General features: G+C 67.3%; 20 protein-coding genes and 2 tRNA genes. 9 read left to right on the top strand and 13 right to left on the bottom strand.

The window, feature by feature from the left end; genetic code table 11:
- Window positions 1-59: 59 nt before the first annotated feature.
- Both ACQPYH_RS14330 and ACQPYH_RS14335 read left to right on the top strand, forming a co-directional pair.
- The gene (locus ACQPYH_RS14330) at window positions 60-323 is read left to right on the top strand and encodes an aquaporin (protein ID WP_432891210.1); all 264 of its coding nucleotides are present in this window, start codon (window positions 60-62) and stop codon (window positions 321-323) included.
- Between the two features lie 177 nt (window positions 324-500).
- Window positions 501-1,133 (top strand): hypothetical protein, encoded by a 633-nt coding sequence (locus ACQPYH_RS14335; protein ID WP_432891213.1) that lies wholly within the window; start codon window positions 501-503, stop codon window positions 1,131-1,133.
- A gap of 90 nt (window positions 1,134-1,223) precedes the next feature.
- On the opposite strand, the gene ACQPYH_RS14340 is transcribed toward ACQPYH_RS14335, so the two are convergent.
- Both ACQPYH_RS14340 and ACQPYH_RS14345 read right to left on the bottom strand, forming a co-directional pair.
- Window positions 1,224-2,846 (bottom strand): SulP family inorganic anion transporter, encoded by a 1,623-nt coding sequence (locus tag ACQPYH_RS14340; protein WP_432891214.1) that lies wholly within the window; start codon window positions 2,844-2,846, stop codon window positions 1,224-1,226.
- Between the two features lie 203 nt (window positions 2,847-3,049).
- Window positions 3,050-3,123: transfer RNA gene (locus ACQPYH_RS14345), tRNA-Ile, on the bottom strand.
- A 116-nt stretch (window positions 3,124-3,239) separates the two neighbouring features.
- On the opposite strand from ACQPYH_RS14345, the gene ACQPYH_RS14350 reads away from it, so the two are divergent.
- The gene (locus ACQPYH_RS14350) at window positions 3,240-3,377 is read left to right on the top strand and encodes a hypothetical protein (protein WP_432891217.1); all 138 of its coding nucleotides are present in this window, start codon (window positions 3,240-3,242) and stop codon (window positions 3,375-3,377) included.
- 55 nt (window positions 3,378-3,432) lie between these two features.
- Here the strand turns inward: ACQPYH_RS14350 and ACQPYH_RS14355 are convergent, their stop codons facing one another.
- The 8 genes from ACQPYH_RS14355 to ACQPYH_RS14390 form a co-directional block, all read right to left on the bottom strand.
- Entirely contained in the window at window positions 3,433-4,095 is a 663-nt protein-coding gene (locus ACQPYH_RS14355) for a hypothetical protein (RefSeq protein WP_432891220.1), read from the bottom strand.
- A gap of 95 nt (window positions 4,096-4,190) precedes the next feature.
- On the bottom strand, window positions 4,191-4,793 hold the full coding sequence (locus ACQPYH_RS14360; protein ID WP_432891223.1) for a DUF4232 domain-containing protein: 603 nt from the start codon (window positions 4,791-4,793) through the stop codon (window positions 4,191-4,193).
- A gap of 73 nt (window positions 4,794-4,866) precedes the next feature.
- A tRNA-Asn gene (locus ACQPYH_RS14365) sits at window positions 4,867-4,939 on the bottom strand.
- A gap of 94 nt (window positions 4,940-5,033) precedes the next feature.
- Window positions 5,034-5,573 carry a hypothetical protein gene (locus tag ACQPYH_RS14370; protein ID WP_432891226.1) on the bottom strand — a complete coding sequence of 180 codons (540 nt, stop codon included), beginning with the start codon at window positions 5,571-5,573 and terminating at the stop codon, window positions 5,034-5,036.
- A 42-nt stretch (window positions 5,574-5,615) separates the two neighbouring features.
- Entirely contained in the window at window positions 5,616-6,500 is an 885-nt protein-coding gene (locus ACQPYH_RS14375) for a sigma-70 family RNA polymerase sigma factor (protein ID WP_432891229.1), read from the bottom strand.
- A gap of 98 nt (window positions 6,501-6,598) precedes the next feature.
- Entirely contained in the window at window positions 6,599-7,123 is a 525-nt protein-coding gene (locus ACQPYH_RS14380) for an SRPBCC family protein (RefSeq protein WP_432891232.1), read from the bottom strand.
- Window positions 7,092-7,439 (bottom strand): ArsR/SmtB family transcription factor, encoded by a 348-nt coding sequence (locus tag ACQPYH_RS14385; protein ID WP_432891235.1) that lies wholly within the window; start codon window positions 7,437-7,439, stop codon window positions 7,092-7,094. Before ACQPYH_RS14385 ends, ACQPYH_RS14380 begins: the two co-directional genes overlap by 32 nt.
- A gap of 47 nt (window positions 7,440-7,486) precedes the next feature.
- Window positions 7,487-8,995: an amidohydrolase family protein gene (locus ACQPYH_RS14390; protein ID WP_432894402.1), complete on the bottom strand. Its 1,509-nt coding sequence runs from the start codon at window positions 8,993-8,995 to the stop codon at window positions 7,487-7,489.
- Between the two features lie 111 nt (window positions 8,996-9,106).
- Between ACQPYH_RS14390 and ACQPYH_RS14395 the strand changes: the two genes are divergently transcribed.
- The 3 genes from ACQPYH_RS14395 to ACQPYH_RS14405 are packed head-to-tail and all read left to right on the top strand — an operon-like array spanning window position 9,107 to window position 11,900.
- Window positions 9,107-9,883 (top strand): uracil-DNA glycosylase family protein, encoded by a 777-nt coding sequence (locus ACQPYH_RS14395; protein ID WP_432891238.1) that lies wholly within the window; start codon window positions 9,107-9,109, stop codon window positions 9,881-9,883.
- Between the two features lie 32 nt (window positions 9,884-9,915).
- Window positions 9,916-10,785, top strand: a complete 870-nt coding sequence (locus ACQPYH_RS14400) for an exodeoxyribonuclease III (RefSeq protein ID WP_432891241.1) — start codon at window positions 9,916-9,918, stop codon at window positions 10,783-10,785.
- A complete protein-coding gene (locus ACQPYH_RS14405) occupies window positions 10,785-11,900 on the top strand; it encodes a hypothetical protein (RefSeq protein ID WP_432891244.1) in 1,116 nt (371 codons plus the stop codon). The genes ACQPYH_RS14400 and ACQPYH_RS14405 overlap by 1 nt, the downstream gene beginning before the upstream one ends.
- Window positions 11,901-11,915: 15 nt before the next feature.
- Here ACQPYH_RS14405 and ACQPYH_RS14410 read toward each other — a convergent pair whose 3' ends face one another.
- Window positions 11,916-12,416, bottom strand: a complete 501-nt coding sequence (locus ACQPYH_RS14410) for a mycothiol transferase (RefSeq protein WP_432891247.1) — start codon at window positions 12,414-12,416, stop codon at window positions 11,916-11,918.
- Window positions 12,417-12,466: 50 nt separating this feature from the next.
- On the opposite strand from ACQPYH_RS14410, the gene ACQPYH_RS14415 reads away from it, so the two are divergent.
- Both ACQPYH_RS14415 and ACQPYH_RS14420 read left to right on the top strand, forming a co-directional pair.
- Complete coding sequence (locus ACQPYH_RS14415; RefSeq protein WP_432891250.1) at window positions 12,467-13,498, top strand: aldo/keto reductase; 1,032 nt, start codon at window positions 12,467-12,469, stop codon at window positions 13,496-13,498.
- 167 nt (window positions 13,499-13,665) lie between these two features.
- On the top strand, window positions 13,666-15,183 hold the full coding sequence (locus tag ACQPYH_RS14420) for a phospholipase C (RefSeq protein ID WP_432891252.1): 1,518 nt from the start codon (window positions 13,666-13,668) through the stop codon (window positions 15,181-15,183).
- Here the strand turns inward: ACQPYH_RS14420 and ACQPYH_RS14425 are convergent.
- A complete protein-coding gene (locus tag ACQPYH_RS14425; RefSeq protein ID WP_432891253.1) occupies window positions 15,180-15,767 on the bottom strand; it encodes a hypothetical protein in 588 nt (195 codons plus the stop codon). The two genes, ACQPYH_RS14420 and ACQPYH_RS14425, sit on opposite strands and share 4 nt — an antisense overlap.
- Before the next feature lie 24 nt (window positions 15,768-15,791).
- Here ACQPYH_RS14425 and ACQPYH_RS14430 point away from each other — a divergent pair, with 24 nt between their 5' ends.
- Window positions 15,792-16,568 (top strand): DUF5995 family protein, encoded by a 777-nt coding sequence (locus ACQPYH_RS14430; protein ID WP_432891256.1) that lies wholly within the window; start codon window positions 15,792-15,794, stop codon window positions 16,566-16,568.
- Here the strand turns inward: ACQPYH_RS14430 and ACQPYH_RS14435 are convergent.
- Entirely contained in the window at window positions 16,565-17,269 is a 705-nt protein-coding gene (locus ACQPYH_RS14435) for a M50 family metallopeptidase (protein ID WP_432891259.1), read from the bottom strand. The genes ACQPYH_RS14430 and ACQPYH_RS14435 overlap by 4 nt on opposite strands.
- Between the last annotated feature and the right edge of the window lie 19 nt (window positions 17,270-17,288).

Genomic DNA, 17,288 nt, shown 5'->3' on the forward strand with positions numbered 1-17,288 from the left:
CGGGGCCAGCGCGGACGGCTCGCGTCAATCGGACGACGTCGGAGCGGGGGAGAGACTTGATGAGGCATGATCGACGCCCGCGGACGACACTGGTGATCGAAACACTGCTGACCGTGATCTTGGTCAGCGTCATTCTCAACACTTCGACCGCGGCCTGCGGCATCGCCCAGAACGCGGCGATCGCGGTCGGCTCGACGGCCGCGCTGCTCGGCCTGTTTGGCGGCCCGATCAGCGGCGCGTCCATGAACTCGGCCCGCATCCTCGGACCGGACATCGTCGGCAACGACTACACGGGCTGGTGGATCGATGTCGCCGGCCGGTGATCGGCGCCGTCATCGCCGTGGCGATCATCGGAGCCGTGCGCGGACTTCCGGACAAGGCCGAGGTCGAGGCCACCGAGGGCGGCGCCCTGCCGATGACCGGCACTCCCACCCGCGACAGCCACAGAGTAGGCAGGCCAGAGACATGTGCCGCCCAGCCGGCGTCAGGAGCGTGTGGCGATGACGGCTGAAGCGCCTCAGAGCCGGGTCGGCGAGGAAGACCGCAGCCTAGAGGTGCGCTGGATCTTCCCGGGCCGGCTGGAGGCCGCGGTGGCCGGATGGTTCGGGCGGTTCCCGATCGGGACGGAGTCGCGCGAGGACAGCTACCTGCTGGATCCGCGGTTGCCCGGGCTTTCGGTGAAGATCCGCGGGGGCCGGGCACTGGAGGTCAAGATGTACCACGGGAGCCCGGGAATCCTGGAGGTACCGGGTCGCGCCCGCGGACGCCTGGAGTCCTGGCAGAAGTGGTCCTTTCCGGTCGATTCGTCCGACCAGTACGGCGGCGGCCCGCCCGCCTGGCGCCCGGTCCACAAAATTCGACGCATCAGCCATTTCTCACTGGCCGGAGGGCAGATCGCGGCGCGTGCCTCGACCCAGGTCCATGAGCCGCAGTGCGACGTGGAACTCACCGAGGTCAGCACCATCGGCCAGCACTGGTGGACCCTGGGGTTCGAAGCGAGCGGTCCTGCCGATCTGCTCCGAACCGCAGTCGAAGCCACCGCCCAGCTCGTGTTCAACCCGCCCCTGCCGCGTAGTGCTGAACCCGGTCTGGCTGAATCCAAGTCTTACCAGCAATGGCTGTTAGGCGGCTAATTGATAGTGCGGCGAGACTCGACCCCTGACCGAAGGTTTAGAGTCCGATGGTCTTGATCTCAACGTGAATCTTGGTGAGGGTCACGGCCATCACGGTCCGACGACGCCGCCGCTCTGGTCGGCTTGGGCCTTGACCGCTCGGAAGACGTTGCCATGGATCCGGTCGGCGCCGAGTCGTGCGATGAAGCCGTCGCGCTCCAGCACCATTCTGACGGCGGGCTTCAACCGGGCCAGGCGCAGCGTGAGCCCGGCGTCCTCCGCCAGGCGAAGGATCTCGTCCATCGTGCCCGCACCCTGCGAATCGACGAAGTCGATCCCGTCGCAGTCGAGCACGATCCCGGTGAGGTCCGGTGACGATTCCACGAGGTTCCGGATGTGGTCGTGCAGTGCGTCCGCGGTGGCGAAGAACAGGCCACCGTCGAAGCGGAGTGCGATCACTCCCGGGAACTGCTCGTCGCCGGGATACTCGTCCGCCTCGCGGAAGACCTGCGTACCCGCTTCGCGCCCGAGCAGCGGCATGTTCGGATGGGTCGCCACCGCGATCAGCCACAGCAAAGACAGCCCGATCCCGATCACTACTCCGGCGAGGACGCCGACGATCAAGGCTCCCGCGAGCGCTGCCAGCGCGATCAAGAAATCGAATCGCGCGACGTGCGCCAGCCGCCTCATCTCGGGGATGTCCATCATGCCCATCACGACCGCCTCGATGATCAAGGCTGCGAGGACCGGCTTGGGCAGGTCCGAGAACAACGGCGCCAGGAAGAGCAGGGTCAGCAGCACGACCGCACCGGACGTCAGCGACGCCAGACTTGACCGGGCGCCGGAGTGGTCGTTCAGTGAACTGGCCGACAGGCTTGTCGACACAGGCATACCTTGCAACAGCCCCGACCCGGTGTTGGCCATCGCCTGCGCGACGGACTCCTGGTCGACGTCGATCGGATAGCGGTGCCGGGCGGCGAAGGCTCGTGCGTCACCGGCCGTCTGGGAAAAGCCGACCAGAACGAGTGCCACGGCTGACAGCGCCACCGTGGCAGCGTTGTCCCACAGCAGATCAAGAGGTGGGAGCGTGATCGACGGAAGTCCGCTCGGCACGTCGCCGACGAGCGCGACGCCACGGGCGCCGAGATCGAACAGCCAACTGGCCAGCAGACCACCGACCACCAGAACGAGTGCCCCGGGTACTCGCGGAGCAATTCGTCGCACGCCGAAGACCACGACCAGCGACACCGCGCCGACGATCACCGTCGCGCCCTGCGACTCACCGAGGGTTCCGAGCCAGGACCACAGTTCCTGCGGCGGAGTGGACCCCGTCACCTTCGTGCCGGTGAGTTTCGGCAACTCGCCGATCACCACGTCGATCGCCGCCCCGAACAGGAAGCCGGTCACCACGGCACGGGAGAGGAACTGCGCGATCCATCCCATCTTCAGCACAGCGACGACGAGGAACACCAGGCCCGACGCGAGCGTGATCCCGGCGACGAACGAGGCCGCATCCTGCTCCGTGGTCAGGCCGGCGGCGAGGACGGCACTCGCCGCGATCGCGGCCAGCCCGGAACTGGGCCCCATAGAGATCTGGCGGCTCGTGCCGAACACGGCGTAGAGGATCGCTCCCGCGGCGGCCGCGTAGAGACCGTTCTGGAGCGGGATGCCGGCGATCCCCGCGTAGCCCAGATTCTTCGGGACGATCAGCGCGGCGACCGTCACGCCCGCCACCAGATCACCTCGAAGCCAGCGGCGGTCGTAACCGCGTATCTGTCCGACCAGAGGCACGAATCTGCGGGCTCTCCGGGGCGCTGCGTCACCCACCGCGACTCCTTCCCCTGCTTATACACAAAGGTTGGCGACCCGCGGCTCCCGCACCTCATCCCCGCCGGGGGATTGACGCGGCCCGGACCCAGTTCTGCATGTTCTTCTCGTAGGGCGGACGGGACTCGAACCCGTGACCCAGGGATTATGAGTCCCCTGCTCTAACCAGCTGAGCTACCGCCCCGTGTGCGGGTGATCGTAGCGGGTTGTGGGAAACCAGGGTGGGGTCAGGGGTTTGACTGAGGGGTGGTGACCGGGGAGCGGGCATGATTGAGGCAGGTCCGGACGAAGGGAATTGCCATGGGCTGGTTCATTTTTCTGGTGATCGTGGTTGGCGCGATCGCGGCGTACAAGTTCCGTGTGCCGTTGCTGGCGAAGATCCTCGGTCAGCCTCAAGACCGTATCCAGCGGGCGATCGACCGGAAGAAGGGTAAGTAGGACGTCGAGAGGCCCCGACCGCTTGAAGCGGTCAGGGCCTCTGTGGTCGAACGTGTCAGCCGACGCGTACGGCGGCGACCGAGGCGGATGCGGTGATCTCGTTGCTGCCGGCGGCGCTGCCGTCGTCGTTGTAGCCGAAGGCGAACACCTCGACGGTGGTCGCCTTGGGTACCGTCACGATCTTCACGGTCGCGCCGGTCAGCTCGCGGTCCTTCGCGGGCGAGATCTCGGCGCCGAGGATGGTCCCGTAGTCGGTGCCGAACGCCGTGTCGGAGGCGCCGACCCGGAGCGCGAGCTGCGGCCGCGTGCCCGGTGCGCCCGCGGTGATGCGGGCGAAGAAAGCGGTCGAGTTCAGCAGCCAGGTGCCCGGCTGCAGGGTGAACTCGCCCACCTTGGTCTTGTTGGTCTTGAACGACCCGCCGATCTTCGCGATCGCCACCGGATCGAAGTCCTTCGCGACACCGGACTTGCCGTACACATCGGTGTCCTTCAGGAACGCGTTCCGGTCGGCCGGCACGATCTTGCTCGCGGGCAGGCTGTTGTCCACGACCTGCGAAGCAGCGACCGAGCGCGGGCAGAGCGGGTACGAGAGGCTCTTGCAGTCCGGCTTCACGGCGCCGTTCGCGGCAACCGTGACACCGACCAGCACGCCGGCCCCGAGCACGGCCGCGACCAGCAGCCGTCCGCTCTTGGTGTTCAGGAACTTCTTGACGTTCACAGGGTTTCCTTCCCCTCCATCCCCGAGGCCCCCTCGGGATCTGCAGAGGAACGTACCGGCAAAGTGTTGGTCTAGGCCACTATCAAACCCTTGAATCAGGTGGGGAGTGTCCGGCACCACGCGGTCAGCGTGACCTTCGCGGTCGTACCCAGGTCGGTGTCCACCGGCCAGACGACCGCGTGCTCGCCTTTGCCTTGCGCAACGGCCAGGTAGGTGCCGGATGCCTTGTCCTCGCCGGCTTCGACCGTGCTGGACCAGGAGATGGCAGCGACGGCCGTTTCACCCTTGCGTAGGAGCAGCTTCTTCGGCCCTGGGTCGATCGCCATGTACGACGTACCGCGGGTCATCGTCAGGTTCATCGCTCGGCGGTCGGCGTCCAGCACCGCGATGTCGGGGTAGCCGTCGACGGTGATCGGTGTGGAGCGGCAGTTGGTCAGCTTCACGACCACGGCGCGGTGGCCGAGTGCCGCGTCGACCGTTCCGACGGTGATCGAGGCGCCGGAGGCTGGGCACGTGGGCTTCGGCGGTGCGGGCGTCGGATCGGGGTGAACGGTGGTGAAGGGGGTCGGTCCTAGCGGCCGGGGGGTCAATTGCGTGAGGGCCGGCTTGTTGCCAGTCGTCACTGCTGCACTCTGGGTGCCGCAAGCGGTGAGGAGAAGCAGTCCGGCGAGCAGCCCCACCCGGGCACGACGATGCATTCGTCGAACCTACCTGCGCCCACACGCAACGAAAAAGCCGGGCTCCTGTGAAGAGGAGACCGGCTGTGCGTTGCTCCCGCGACTGGACTCGAACCAGTAACCTGCCGGTTAACAGCCGGCTGCTCTGCCAATTGAGCTACGCGGGATCGTGGTAGTGCGTGACCCCGAAAACCCTGAGGACTTGAGTAGGTTAGCAGGCGGGCAGCGAACTACAAAAACGGGATTCGGGTCCCTGCGGGGTCAGATTCCGAACTCGTCGCGGACCTGCCGGAGCGCGGCCTCCGCAGCGTCCACGACCCCCGGCTGGTCGGGCTCCAATCCCTTGTCCAGAACGAAGTTCCAGGTGACCGGCGCGTCGGTGACAGCCGGATTCCGGCGGCCGACGATGCGTACGCCGCGTTTGCCGGCCAGCGGAACGTGGCGCTGGACGATGATGCTCGCGTCGACGCGTTCACGGAGGAGCTGGCCGAAGCGCCCGGGGTCCTCGACCTTGAGCTCGGTCGCGCGCAGCGGCGTACCAAAGTCGGTCGTCTCGTAGATGTGCAGCACCGATGCTTCGGAGTCCCAGTTGGCGCGCTCGATCTGCTCCCAGCCGACCCGGTGATCGGCGTCCGTGGAGTCCGACGGCAGGTAGACGGCTGTCCGCGTGCCGGCGGCCCAGCGGCCGTTGGTCAGTTGCACGGCGGCCAGGATGTCTTCCTTGCTCCCGGTCGCTGCGCGGGCGGCCGCCGAGACGGCGTCAGCCAGCTCACGCGGCCAGGCAGTGCGGAGAAGTCTCACATGTTCATCATCCCAGTCTGAGCAAAGTCGGTGGATCGAGGGTCAGGCGACGTAGTCGCGGAGCTGGGGGAGGGCTCGGCGGCGCAGGTGGCGGAGGGCTTCGCGTTCCAAGGTGCGAACTCGTTCGGTGGTCAGGTCGAGGCGGGTGGCGGTTTCTTCTGGAGTACAAGGGATTCGGCCCTGCAGGCCGTAGCGATGCAGCAGGACGGATTGGTGCAGGTCGTCGAGGAACTGCAGGTGGTGAGCGAGGTCACGGCGGAGGGCGGCCCGCAGAACGATCGGGTCGTCGTCGATCACCGAATCGGACTCGTCGAGGTCCAGGCTCTCGGGCTGGATCCGCCACGCCTGGGCGCGCTCGACCCGCGCGACGGTCAGGCCGGCCGCGTGGGCCAGCTCGGGATTGGTCGGCTCTCGCCCCAGCTGCTGCGTCAGGTCGTTGCGGCTCGTCGCCACCCGGGACGCGTCGGCGTACGCCTGGGCCGGCATCCGGACCAGCCGCGACCTGTCCGAGATCGCGCGTCCGATCGACTGGCGGATCCACCAGATCGCGTACGTCGAGAACCGGTGCCCGAGCCGATGATCGAACCGCTCGACCGCCCGCATCAGCCCGATGTTGCCCTCCTGGATCAGATCGAGCAGCGAGATCCCCTTCCCGGCGTACCTCCGGGCCAGTGAGACGACGAGCCGCAGATTGCCCTCGATCATGCGGTGCCAGGAGAGCCGCCCGAGTGCGACCAGCTGCCCCAGCTCACCCGAGTCAGGCCGCCCCGGATCGCCGCTCAGCTGCTCCGCCGCCAGCAGCCCGGCCTCGATCCAGTGCGAGTGCTCGCTCACCTCCTCCAAGGTCAGTAGTTCGTGCCGCCCGATGTCGCGCAGGTACGCCACCAGCGCGGTCACGTCCGCCGGATCACAGTCCAGATCTGCCATCCCGTCCCTCTCGCCGCCGAATCTCGTTACCAAAGAGAGTGCCGCGATTCGGTCGGCCAGAACGCGGTGACTTTAAGTATGTGGATAACTACGACAAGTCAGTTCCAGGCTGGGTACGACGGCGCGACCTCGGCGTATCGATCGGACCACGAGGGGATCTCGGCGTCGTCGAGCCAGGCCTCGAGCCGGTCGAAGAAGGCGTGCGTGCCCGGGATGAAGCCGCGAGCGTTCTGCTCGGACAGGCCGGTGTGCGTGAAGGTCAACAATGTCCCGCCGCCAGAAGGACGCAGCTCATACCGAACGACGCTGTCCTCGACGATGCGCTGATGCCATTCGTGCTCGAGCACGTACGGCGGCTCCCAGACAAGGATCCGGCCGGTCAACCGCTTCGCGTCCGGCGCGGCTGGGGGGTCGGTCGGGATCATCTCGATCGTGCCGCCGCTGCGCCCGTCGATCACGGTCTCGCCGAACCAGGCCTTGCGTTCGAGCGGATCGGTGAGCGCCGCCCACACGCGCTCGATCGGGTACGGGAGGTGGCGGCGGAAGGTCATCGTGGTGCGGTCGCCGTCGATGGCGAGCTCGCCCAGGCGGTCAGGTGCGGTCATGCGGTCCGGAGTGGTCATGCGGGGGCTCCTCGGGGTTGTCGGCCAGGTGCTGCTCGAGGGCGTCGAGATGCCGCGGCCAGTACTTGCGGTACCGGCTGATCCAGTTCTCGATCTCGATCAGCCGGTCGGCGCGTAGCGCATAGATGCGCTTCTGGCCCTCCGGCCGTACGTCGACCAGCCCGACCTCGCGCAGGATCCGCAAGTGCCGGGATACGGCCGGCTGGGTCAGCCGGTGCAGGTGCTCGACCAACTCACCGGCCGGTCGCTCGCGCTCCGCCAGCAGATCGAGCACCTCCCGGCGGCTCGGCTCCGCGATCGCCTCGAACACGTCCATGGCGAGAAGTATTACAGAAGGCGTATATAGAGTTCAAGTGATATATCTCAGGCGTACGCCCGGAGCCCGCTGAGGAGGCCCTGATGGAACGGGTTGGCGTCGACCGCGTCGAACCAGGCCGCTCCGGTGGTCAGCGGCTCCGGCGGCGGGACGACGACCGCCTGAGGCATGGCGCCGGCCGGACCGCGCCGACGGAATTGATCCTCGAGCTCAGGCGCGGGCATATCCGGCAGGAGCACGAACGTGTCAGCAGGCAGCGAAGTAGTTGTGTTTGGGGAGAAGGCATCAGGAGCGTCGGCTGCGAGCGCGGCGAAGGTGGTCGCGGCGCGGGCGGCCGCGCCGGCCGGATCCTGGCGAACCTTCTCGAGGTCGGCGAGGACCGTGGCGAAGGTGACCGACGAATCGCCGTAGTCGATGAAGCGCGAGAGCTTGCCGGTCCTGATCCGAGTGGCAGCAGGCGCCAGCGGATTCATCAGCGACGGTACGCCGTACCGAGCCCGCCCACCTACGACGACCAGGCGGACGTCAGCTTCGCGAGCGACGATCAGCGAGCGGTAGAAATCGGGGTCCGAGCGGCGTACGACGATCAGGTCAGCCAGCGCGCCACGTTCCAGCCGGCCCAGCGGCCGCGGCCACACCCCGGACAGCGCATCGCCGGGGTTCGACGTCAGCATCCGGACCAGTTCCTCGTCCGTGAAGACCGACTGGGTCTTGTTCCACAGGTCCGCGACCTTCAACTCCCACAACACATTCCGCGTCCCCGACGGGCCCCAGTCCGATCCGAGGCACAACCGCACCCCGGCGGCGTGCGCGGTTTTCACATCCGCCGTTGCCCCGTACAGCCAGAGGTTCGAGAACGGCGACCACACCAGCGTGGAATTCCCGGCCCGCATCGCGGCGAAATCATCGGCGTTCAACGCGCCGCCGTGAATCGCCACCAGTTGCGGTTTCACGACGTCGACCGCTTCGAGTAACTGGAACTCGGACCGCAGTTTCGGATCCGACCCCTCCGCCGAATGCGCGATGAATCCACGCCCGGCCGCGACCGCCGCGGCGTACGGCGCCAGCGCTTCCTTGCTGTCGGCAACAAGTGTGCTGACCCGGATGAAATCGTCGTGGGTGCCGAGTTTCTCCGAGTCGATGTTCCGGATCAGGTCGTTGTCCGGCGGTACGGCGCCGCGCGGGTTGCCCTGGATCGACGTCGTACCGCCGATGATCGCCCGCGTCTCGACGTACCTGAGCAGGGCTCGCCCCGCGGCCGCGCCGAGCAATCGGGCCGGCTGGCTGATCTGGGCGCTGTACGTCGGCGCGCCGCCCCACTGGTTGTGCGAGGTCCACGGCTTCTTCCGCGCGGGCTCCGTCCACAACGGCAGGCTGTTGTACATCAAGTGATTGTGTAGATCGATCAACCCGGGATAGATCAGCCCGCCGGCGGCGAGTTGCACTGCGTTCTCGAAACCGGCCGGTATCGCGTCGATGGGAGTGACCGCCGCGATCAGTCCGTCATCGCCGACATACACCGCGCCACCGGGAAGAACCTGCCCGTCCGGTCGCATTGTCACCACGGTTCCACGCAGTACAAACATGGTTCGCCCTCCCGTAGAATTCCCCGTGCCGCCCCTGATCTCGACTGTAAGGTCACGGATCGTCGAGGGGGAGGTATGACGATGGCCGATTTCGATGCCGGACCGCCGGCTACGGTGGCCAGGCACTTCGCGAGAGTCCCGAGTTATGCGGACTTCCGGGAATTGTTCTGGTACGACTGGGGCCCGGTTTTCTACCGCGGCCGGCTCAACCGCACCGCGCGACTGCTGGCGATCGCGTCCGATCCCGGTCCGACCGAGCGGGTCGCGGGACGCACGTTGGTAGGCGACGCAGGCCAACGCGTACAAGGATTCCTGGCCAAGCTCGGCCTGACCCGCAGCTACGCGCTCGTCAACGCTTATGCCTACGCGCTCATACCTACGCGTGCTCAGAAGGCCGTACCCCTGCTGTCCAGGCCGGATCAGCTCGACTGGCGCAACACCTTGCTGGAGCTGATCACCGGACCCCAACTGCAGGCGATTGTGGCGTTCGGCTTCCAGGCCCGCACCGCGCTGCACCTGTGGGACGCCAAACCCGCTGTCCCGGTCTTCGAGGTGCCGCATCCGACGAGCCGCAGCCCGAAGGTCCTCGTCGACAGTTGGCGTCAGGCGATCACCGAACTTCGCGCGATCGTCACCCCCGACCCCGACGGCGACCCCACTCTGCCGAACTACGGCCCCAAGTTCCTGGAGTCCGACTATGCTCCGATCCCACGCGGCGACCTGCCCTTCGGAGTGCCCCCGTGGCTCGGCGATGACGCTTGGGGACGTCAGGACAAACCGCGGCACAACAACAGCGTCGAACGTCCGTCGACCGACCTTCTGAACACTCTTGTCTGGCGCGCACCCAAGCTCGGCTGAAAGTTGTCCCCTGCTGCCGCTACCTTGGTCGGATGCGAGTGGCGACGTGGAATGTGAACTCGGTCAAGCAGCGGATGCCGCGGCTGCTCGACTGGCTCGACGAGCGGCAGCCGGACGTCGTGTGCCTGCAGGAGACCAAGCTTGCAGACGACGCCTTCAACGCCCTGCTCGGCGCCGAGCTGACCGACCGCGGCTACGAGGTCGGTCTGTACGGCGAACCACAGTGGAACGGCGTCGCGCTCCTGTCCAAGGTGGGGCTCGAGGACGTCGTGACCGGTGTCGCCGGCGCGCCCGGCTTCCCGAATCCTGAGGCGCGGGCCGTCGCCGCGACCTGTGGCGGCATCCGGATCCACTCGCTGTACGTGCCGAACGGGCGCGTCCCGGACTCCGATCACTACCACTACAAGCTCGCCTGGCTCGCTGCCCTGACCGAAGTCATCGCGAGCGGTCCGGCCGATCAGATCGTCTGCGGTGACATGAACATCGCGCCGACCGACGCCGACGTTTTCGACCCGGCGGCGTACGTCGGTCAGACGCATGTGACTCCGCCCGAGCGGCAGGCGCTCGCGGAGCTGATGGCCGCGAAGGATCTGCACGACGTCGTCCGCGACCGCTGGCCGAGCGACCGCATCTTCAGCTATTGGGACTACCGCGCCGGCATGTTCCACCAGGACCTCGGCATGCGGATCGACCTGATGCTCGCGACCGATCCGGTGGCGGAGCGGGTCAAGGCCGCGTGGATCGATCGCAAGGCTCGCAAGGGCACCGGGCCGAGTGACCACGCCCCGGTGATCATCGATCTCGACACCGCGCCGGACGGCGATATCGGTCCGGTCGTGCCACCGCCGTCCGCGCCGCGGACCGGCCGGAAGAAGACGACCAAGCTTCCCCAGAGCCGCTGATGCGCCGCCTCGCTGCAGTCGCGATCCTCGTGCTCGCGACCCTCACCGCCTGTAGTGACGACAAGCCGCCCGCGCCGAGCCCGGTCGCGTGGACGAAGGTCGACACCCCAGCAGAGCCGGTCACGCTCACCGCCCACGACGACCAACTGCTGATCGGCCTGCGTCATCGCGGCGCCGAGGTCGTCCCGGAGCTCCTCATGCAGGACAGCACCGGCAAGCGCACGCCGATCACGGTCAAACCCAACCCGGCGAGCCCGTACGCGACCGAAGCCATCTGGTACTCGATCGCGTACGACGGCAAGCAGCTCCTCGCGCTTGGCGGCGCGGCCGGCGGCGCGCACTCCAACACCCGCTGGACGGTCTGGTCCGGCACGCCCCAAACCGGACTGATCGAACAGCCACAGGACTTCTTCACATTCGGCGGCCAGACCGCGGGCGACCTCTACAGCGCAGTCATCACGCCGAGCGGTCGCGCGCTGCTCGGCTCGTGGGGCGGCGTGGTGACCGGTAACGACGCCATGGTTTGGCTGCCCCAGGGCAACAAGTGGACCCGGCAGGATCCGGCAAAGACGGCGCTGCAGAGTACGCCGAACCTCCTCGTCGGCCCCGGCTTCGGCGCGACGCTCGGCGAGAGCATCGTCCTCTTCGGCTCGCAGGTGCGCCTCGCGCCCAACGTGGTCGCCCAGGAGGCAGCCGTCTGGCGTTCGACCAAGCTCAACCAGGGCTGGTCCCGGATCGTCCTGCCCGAGCCGGGCAACCGCAGCCAGGCGAACACGGCCACCTGTGCCAAGGACTGCGTGATCTCCGGGTACGTCGACGGTCAGCTCGCGCTCTGGCAGCTCGACGCATCGGGTACGGCGAAGCGCCTCCAAGGCGTGCCATCCGTCCCGGTCGGCGACAAGGACAAACTGCCGCCGCCGATCGTCGACGGCGGCAAGATCATCCAGATCGTTGCCCAGGACAACAAGGTGAAGGTGCTCACGTACCAGGACGGTCACTGGACCGTCCAGGACTCACAAGGTCCGGCCGGCCAGGTGACCGACGACGTCCTGATGCCGGATCACAAGCTCTACCTGATCGCCGGCACCACGCTCTGGCAGACCACCCTCAGCTGAACCCCCAGCTGACCCTTAGCTGAGGAGCCCCTTCACGTACGCCGCCTGGCCCGCGTGCTCCGCGCAGTCGTCGATCACGCTGACGAGTCGCACCCCGAGCGAGACCGGCGGGTTCCACCGCTTGTCGACGATCCGGTCCAGACCTTCGTCGGTCACCGTCTCGAGGAACTGCACAGTGCGCGCGTGCACGGCGTCGTAGTACCCGAGCAGCTGATCCGCTGACAGTTGAACCAGCGCCACCTGGTCCGACGTGTGTGCGTATCCGGTGTCGGCCGCGGGCAACGGCAGACCGAGCCGCTCGTGCCACCCGTCCGCCGTGTACACCTGGTCATATCCACCCGCATCCGCGAGGTGGTCGTCCTGGACCCGAGTCAGGTGCCAGACGAGCCAGGCGATCGAGTTGGCCGAGTCACCCGGCCGCGCCGCGAGAGTCTTGTCGTCGAGCCCTGTCACGACATCGTGCAGGACCTCCTGAACCCGGCTGTGTGCGTCCAGCAGCAGTTCACTTGTCTTCATACCGGCCACCGTAGTCTTCGACTGGGACAGTTCTGAGAGAGGGAGCAACCGTGGAATATCGCACGCTGGGCGCGAGCGGCGCTGTGGTCTCGACCTACACGCTCGGCACCATGACGTTCGGCAACGAGACCGACGAGGCGGGTGCGCACCTACAGCTGGATCGATACACCGAGGCCGGCGGCACTTTCATCGACACCGCGGACGTGTACACCGGCGGTGTGTCCGAGCAGATCTTCGGACGCTGGCTGGCGAAGAGCTCCGCCCGCGACACCGTCGTACTGGCCACGAAGGGCCGGTTCCCGACCGGTGACGGGCCGAACGACGTCGGCACCTCGCGTATCCATCTGCGGAAGGCGCTGGACGCGTCGCTCGACCGGCTCGGTGTCGACCACATCGACCTGTATCAGCTGCACGCGTGGGACCCGGTCACGCCGCTCGAGGAGACGCTGAGCTTCCTCGAGGACGCCGTACGGGCCGGCAAGATCGCGTACGCCGGTCTGTCGAACTTCACCGGGTGGCAGCTGCAGAAGGCGTGCGACCTGATCGGGTACCGCGGCTGGTCGAAGCTCGTGACGCTGCAGCCGCAGTACAACCTGCTCGTGCGTGAGATCGAGTGGGAGATCGTGCCGGCCGCGCAGGAGAACGGGCTGGGTCTGCTGCCGTGGTCGCCGCTCGGGGGCGGCTGGCTGACCGGGAAGTACTCGTTCGACGAGGAGCCGACCGGTGCGACTCGCCTGGGGGAGAACCCGGATCGCGGTGTCGAGTCCTGGTACCGGCGCAGCCGCAACCAGCGGGTCCGTGACGTGGTCGACGCGGTCCGGGAGATCGCCGAGGCCCGCGGGATCTCGATGGCGCAGGTCGCGCTCGCCTGGCTGGTCGACCGGCCGATGATCACGTCGGTGATCCTCGGCGCCCGCACGCTCGAGCAGCTCGACGACAACCTCGCCGCGGCGGATCTGCACCTCACCGCGGAGGAGACGGCGAAGCTGGACGAAGCGAGTGATCCGGGCGCGGCGGACTATCCGTACGGCGGTCCTGGCGTGGCGCAGCGCGGGCGGCCGATCACCGGCGGTCGTTCCTGAGAGCAGTCTCAGGTAGCTGAGAAACTCTCAGCGGAAATGCCCCGGATTCCGTGGATTCGTCCGCGGTGGTTCCGGCGCGCCGCGGATTGCGGGAGGCTGTGTGGGCCGACGAGCCATCACGCCCGGTGGCTCCCGGCTCGCACAGCCCGAAGGAGAGTCAGCAAGTGATGATCCGCCACAATCGCAGACTTCCCCTGGTCGTCGGCCTCGGCGCCGCACTGGTCGCCGCCGTCGCCGTCCCAGCCGTTGCCCTAGGCCACGATCAGGGTGCGCCGACGACCACCCCGATCAAGCATCTGGTGGTGATCTTCCAGGAGAACGTCGCGTTCGACCACTACTTCGCGACCTATCCGCAGGCCGCCGATCCGGCCGGCGAACCCGCGTTCACCGCGGCCCCGGGGACGCCGAGTGTGAACGGCCTCAACACCCCACTCGCCGCACCGAACAACCCGAACTCGGCTCAGCCGTTCAGGCTCGGCCGGAACCAGGCGCAGACCTGCGACCAGGACCACAACTACACCGACGAGCAGATGGCGGTCGACGCGGGTCTGATGGACAAGGTCGTCGAGACCGTGGGCCGCGGCGCCGGCACCTGCGCGGACTACGGGCACGGGAAAGGCCTGGTGATGGGCTACTACGACGGCAACACCGTCACCGGGCTGTGGAACTACGCCCAGCACTTCGCGATGAGCGACAATTCCTACGGCACGACGTACGGTCCGTCGTCGGTGGGCGCCATCAACCTGGTCTCGGGACAGACCCACGGTTTCAGCGCCGACGGCGATGCCGTGCCGGCCGCCACCGGAACCATGATCGGCGATCCGCAGCCGGCCGGCGACAAGTGCAACACCCGCGACAGCTCGACGGTCACCGACTCGAAGAACAAGAACGTCGGAGACCTCCTGAACGCCAAGAACGTCAGCTGGGGATGGTTCGAGGGCGGCTTCGCCGACTGTACGGCGACGCACACGGACGTCGGCGGGGTCAGCAGCGCCGACTACATCCCGCACCACGAGCCGTTCCAGTACTACAAGAGCACCCAGAACCTGCAGCACACGCCGCCGGCGTCCGTCGACGAGATCGGTCACAACGGACCGGCGAATCATCAATACGATGTGAAGGACTTCTGGGCAGCCGTGAACAACGGCAGCACCCCGGCCGTGAGCTACCTGAAGGCGGCCGCGTACCAAGACGGGCACGCGGGCTACTCGACTCCGCTGGACGAGCAGCACTTCGTCGTCGACACGATCAACCGGTTGCAGAAGTCGAAGGACTGGAAGAGCACGGCCGTTGTCATCGCCTACGACGACAGCGACGGGTGGTACGACCACCAGGTCGGTCCGGTGGTGAACCAGTCCGACGACCCGGCGCACGACGCGCTGACCGGTGCGAACTGCGGCACCAACCCGGCCAGGATCGCCGGTGGATATCTGGACCGGTGCGGGTACGGTCCCCGGCTCCCGCTGCTCGTGGTCTCGCCGTACGCACGGCAGAATTTCGTCGACCACAGCGTCACGGACCAGACCTCGATCCTGAAGTTCGTCGAGGACAACTGGAAGACCGGCCCGATCGGCAATTACTCGTTCGACGAGAAGGCGGGCTCGCTCGGCAACCTTTTCGATTTCCACCACAAGGCGAACGCGCTCTACCTGGACCCGGTCTCGGGCCAGCCCATGAAGCACTAGGACTCGAGGGCAAGGCGGAGGGCGGCGTACGACGCAACGAGCGCACGCCGCTCCTGCGCCAGCAGCGGGTCGTCGCGATCGCGGCCGGCCCGGACCCAGCGGTCCGACAGGTCCATCGCCTCGACCCGCTTGCGCGCCGCCTGGCGTAGCGCGTCGCGGTCGGCCTCGTAGATGTAGGAGTAGAGGTCGATGAGCGCAGTCTCGAGTTGCTCCTCGGTGACGTCGTCCGAGTGCTGGTGTTCGCGGTGGACCCGCCACCACTCGACCTCGAAGGCGGCCGCGCGGGCGGGGTCGAAGAGCAGGCCGCTCGAGGCGGCGACGAGCTCGTAGAAGCGGCGCATGTACGCGCGGGCCACGTCGGGCTGGTTGTCCGGGTACGGCGCCCACACCTGGTTGGCGCGGAGTACATACCAGGCTCCGCTGAGTGTCCGGTGCGGTGGCATGCCGAAGCCGGCGGCCACCATGCCGACCGCGGCGACGAGGAACTCGCGCCACTCGTGCCGGTAATAGGCGGCCCAGGCGTCCGTCTCGCGGTTGCCGACGACCACCGGATCGAAGGACAGTGGACCTGTTCTGATACGCATGATCCCTCCCCCTGAGGAGATCCGATGAACGATGGTAATCCGATCGCGGATGTGGTGGCGCGCATGCAGCAGCGCCTCGACGACCTGCCGGAGGAGCTCGCGCACCGGCGGTTCTTCCTCAGCACCTACCTGCGCACGACGCGGGCGGTGGGGAAGGCGATCGACGACGCCCGCTTCGAGGACCCGGCGTGGGTCGAGATCTGGGATGTGAAGTTCGCCGAGCTCTATCTCCAAGCCCACGACGCCGACATCGCGGCGCGCCGTGGGTGGGGGGAGGAAGACCGGTCGTCGAAGGTTGTGGGGCCGGCGCGGCCTTGGCGGTTGGCGTTCGAGGCTTCGCGGGAGTTGCCGGCGTTGGGGCATGTGTTGCTGGGGATCAATGCGCATGTGAACTACGACCTGCCGCAGGCGTTGCTGGAAGTGATCAGCGATGAGGACTTCTTGGAGCCGGCGTTGATGGATCGGCGGCGGCGTGATCACGAGCGGATCGACGGAGTGCTGTCGCAGCGGGTCGCGGCCGAGGACGGCGAGCTGGCGGCGACCGGAGCGCGCAGTTTGCTGGACCACGTGCTGACCCCGCTCAATCGGCTGGCCTCACAGCGCTTCCTGCGTGAGTCGCGCCAGAAGGTCTGGCACAACACGTTCGAGCTGCAGCGAGCGCGCGTCGGAGGCACCTATGACAAGCGACTGGCCGAGCTGGAGGTGCTGAGCGCCGCCAAGGTCGCTGACCTTCTAAGGCCCGGTCAGGTGTTGCTGCGGCTAGCGGTGACCGGGTTCGGCGTCACTCTGCCGCCGGTCTAGCTCGGTAGTACGCCGGACCACAGGAAACCGACCGCCAGGCAAAAGAGCGTCACCAAGCCGAACACTCCGACCCACAGCAACGCGGGCACACCAGTCAGCCGCCGCAGCTGATCAGCGTCCGAGCTACGCCCCTGCCCGCCACGTCGTGAGCGCTGCAGCTCCATGACCGCGCGCGGCGCAGCCAACAGCAGGAACCACGTGAGCAGGTGAGCGAAAGCGGTCTGCACCTCCGCCGACCCCCACCACGACACTCCGAACACCACAGCGCCGAACACCAGTACAGACCACAGTCCGAAGAGATTGCGGATCTGCAGCAGCAGAATCACCAGTGCGAGCAACAGCCCCCACAGCAGCGCCACGGCGTACCCACGACTCAGCACGAACGCTGCAGCCAATCCAAAGAGCGCCGGGCCGGGGTAGCCGGCGAGTAGTACTGCGATCATGCCCGCGCCGGTCGGCTTGCCGCGCGACACCGTAACCCCCGACGTGTCCGAGTGCAGTCTGATCCCGGACAGCTTCCGTCCGACCAGCAAGGCGATCAGACCGTGCGCGCCTTCGTGGGCGATCGTCACGACCTGCCGCGTGTGCCGCCACAACGGCCGCCAGGCGATCAGCAGCAGTGCGACCACACCGGTCCCGATCACCAACTTCAGAGACGGCTCGGGCTGGACCGACGTGATGTTGTTCCAGAACTCACTCACCCGCACATCCTGACAGGCA

Source organism: Kribbella sp. CA-245084, from assembly GCF_050942355.1.
GTDB lineage: Bacteria > Actinomycetota > Actinomycetes > Propionibacteriales > Kribbellaceae > Kribbella.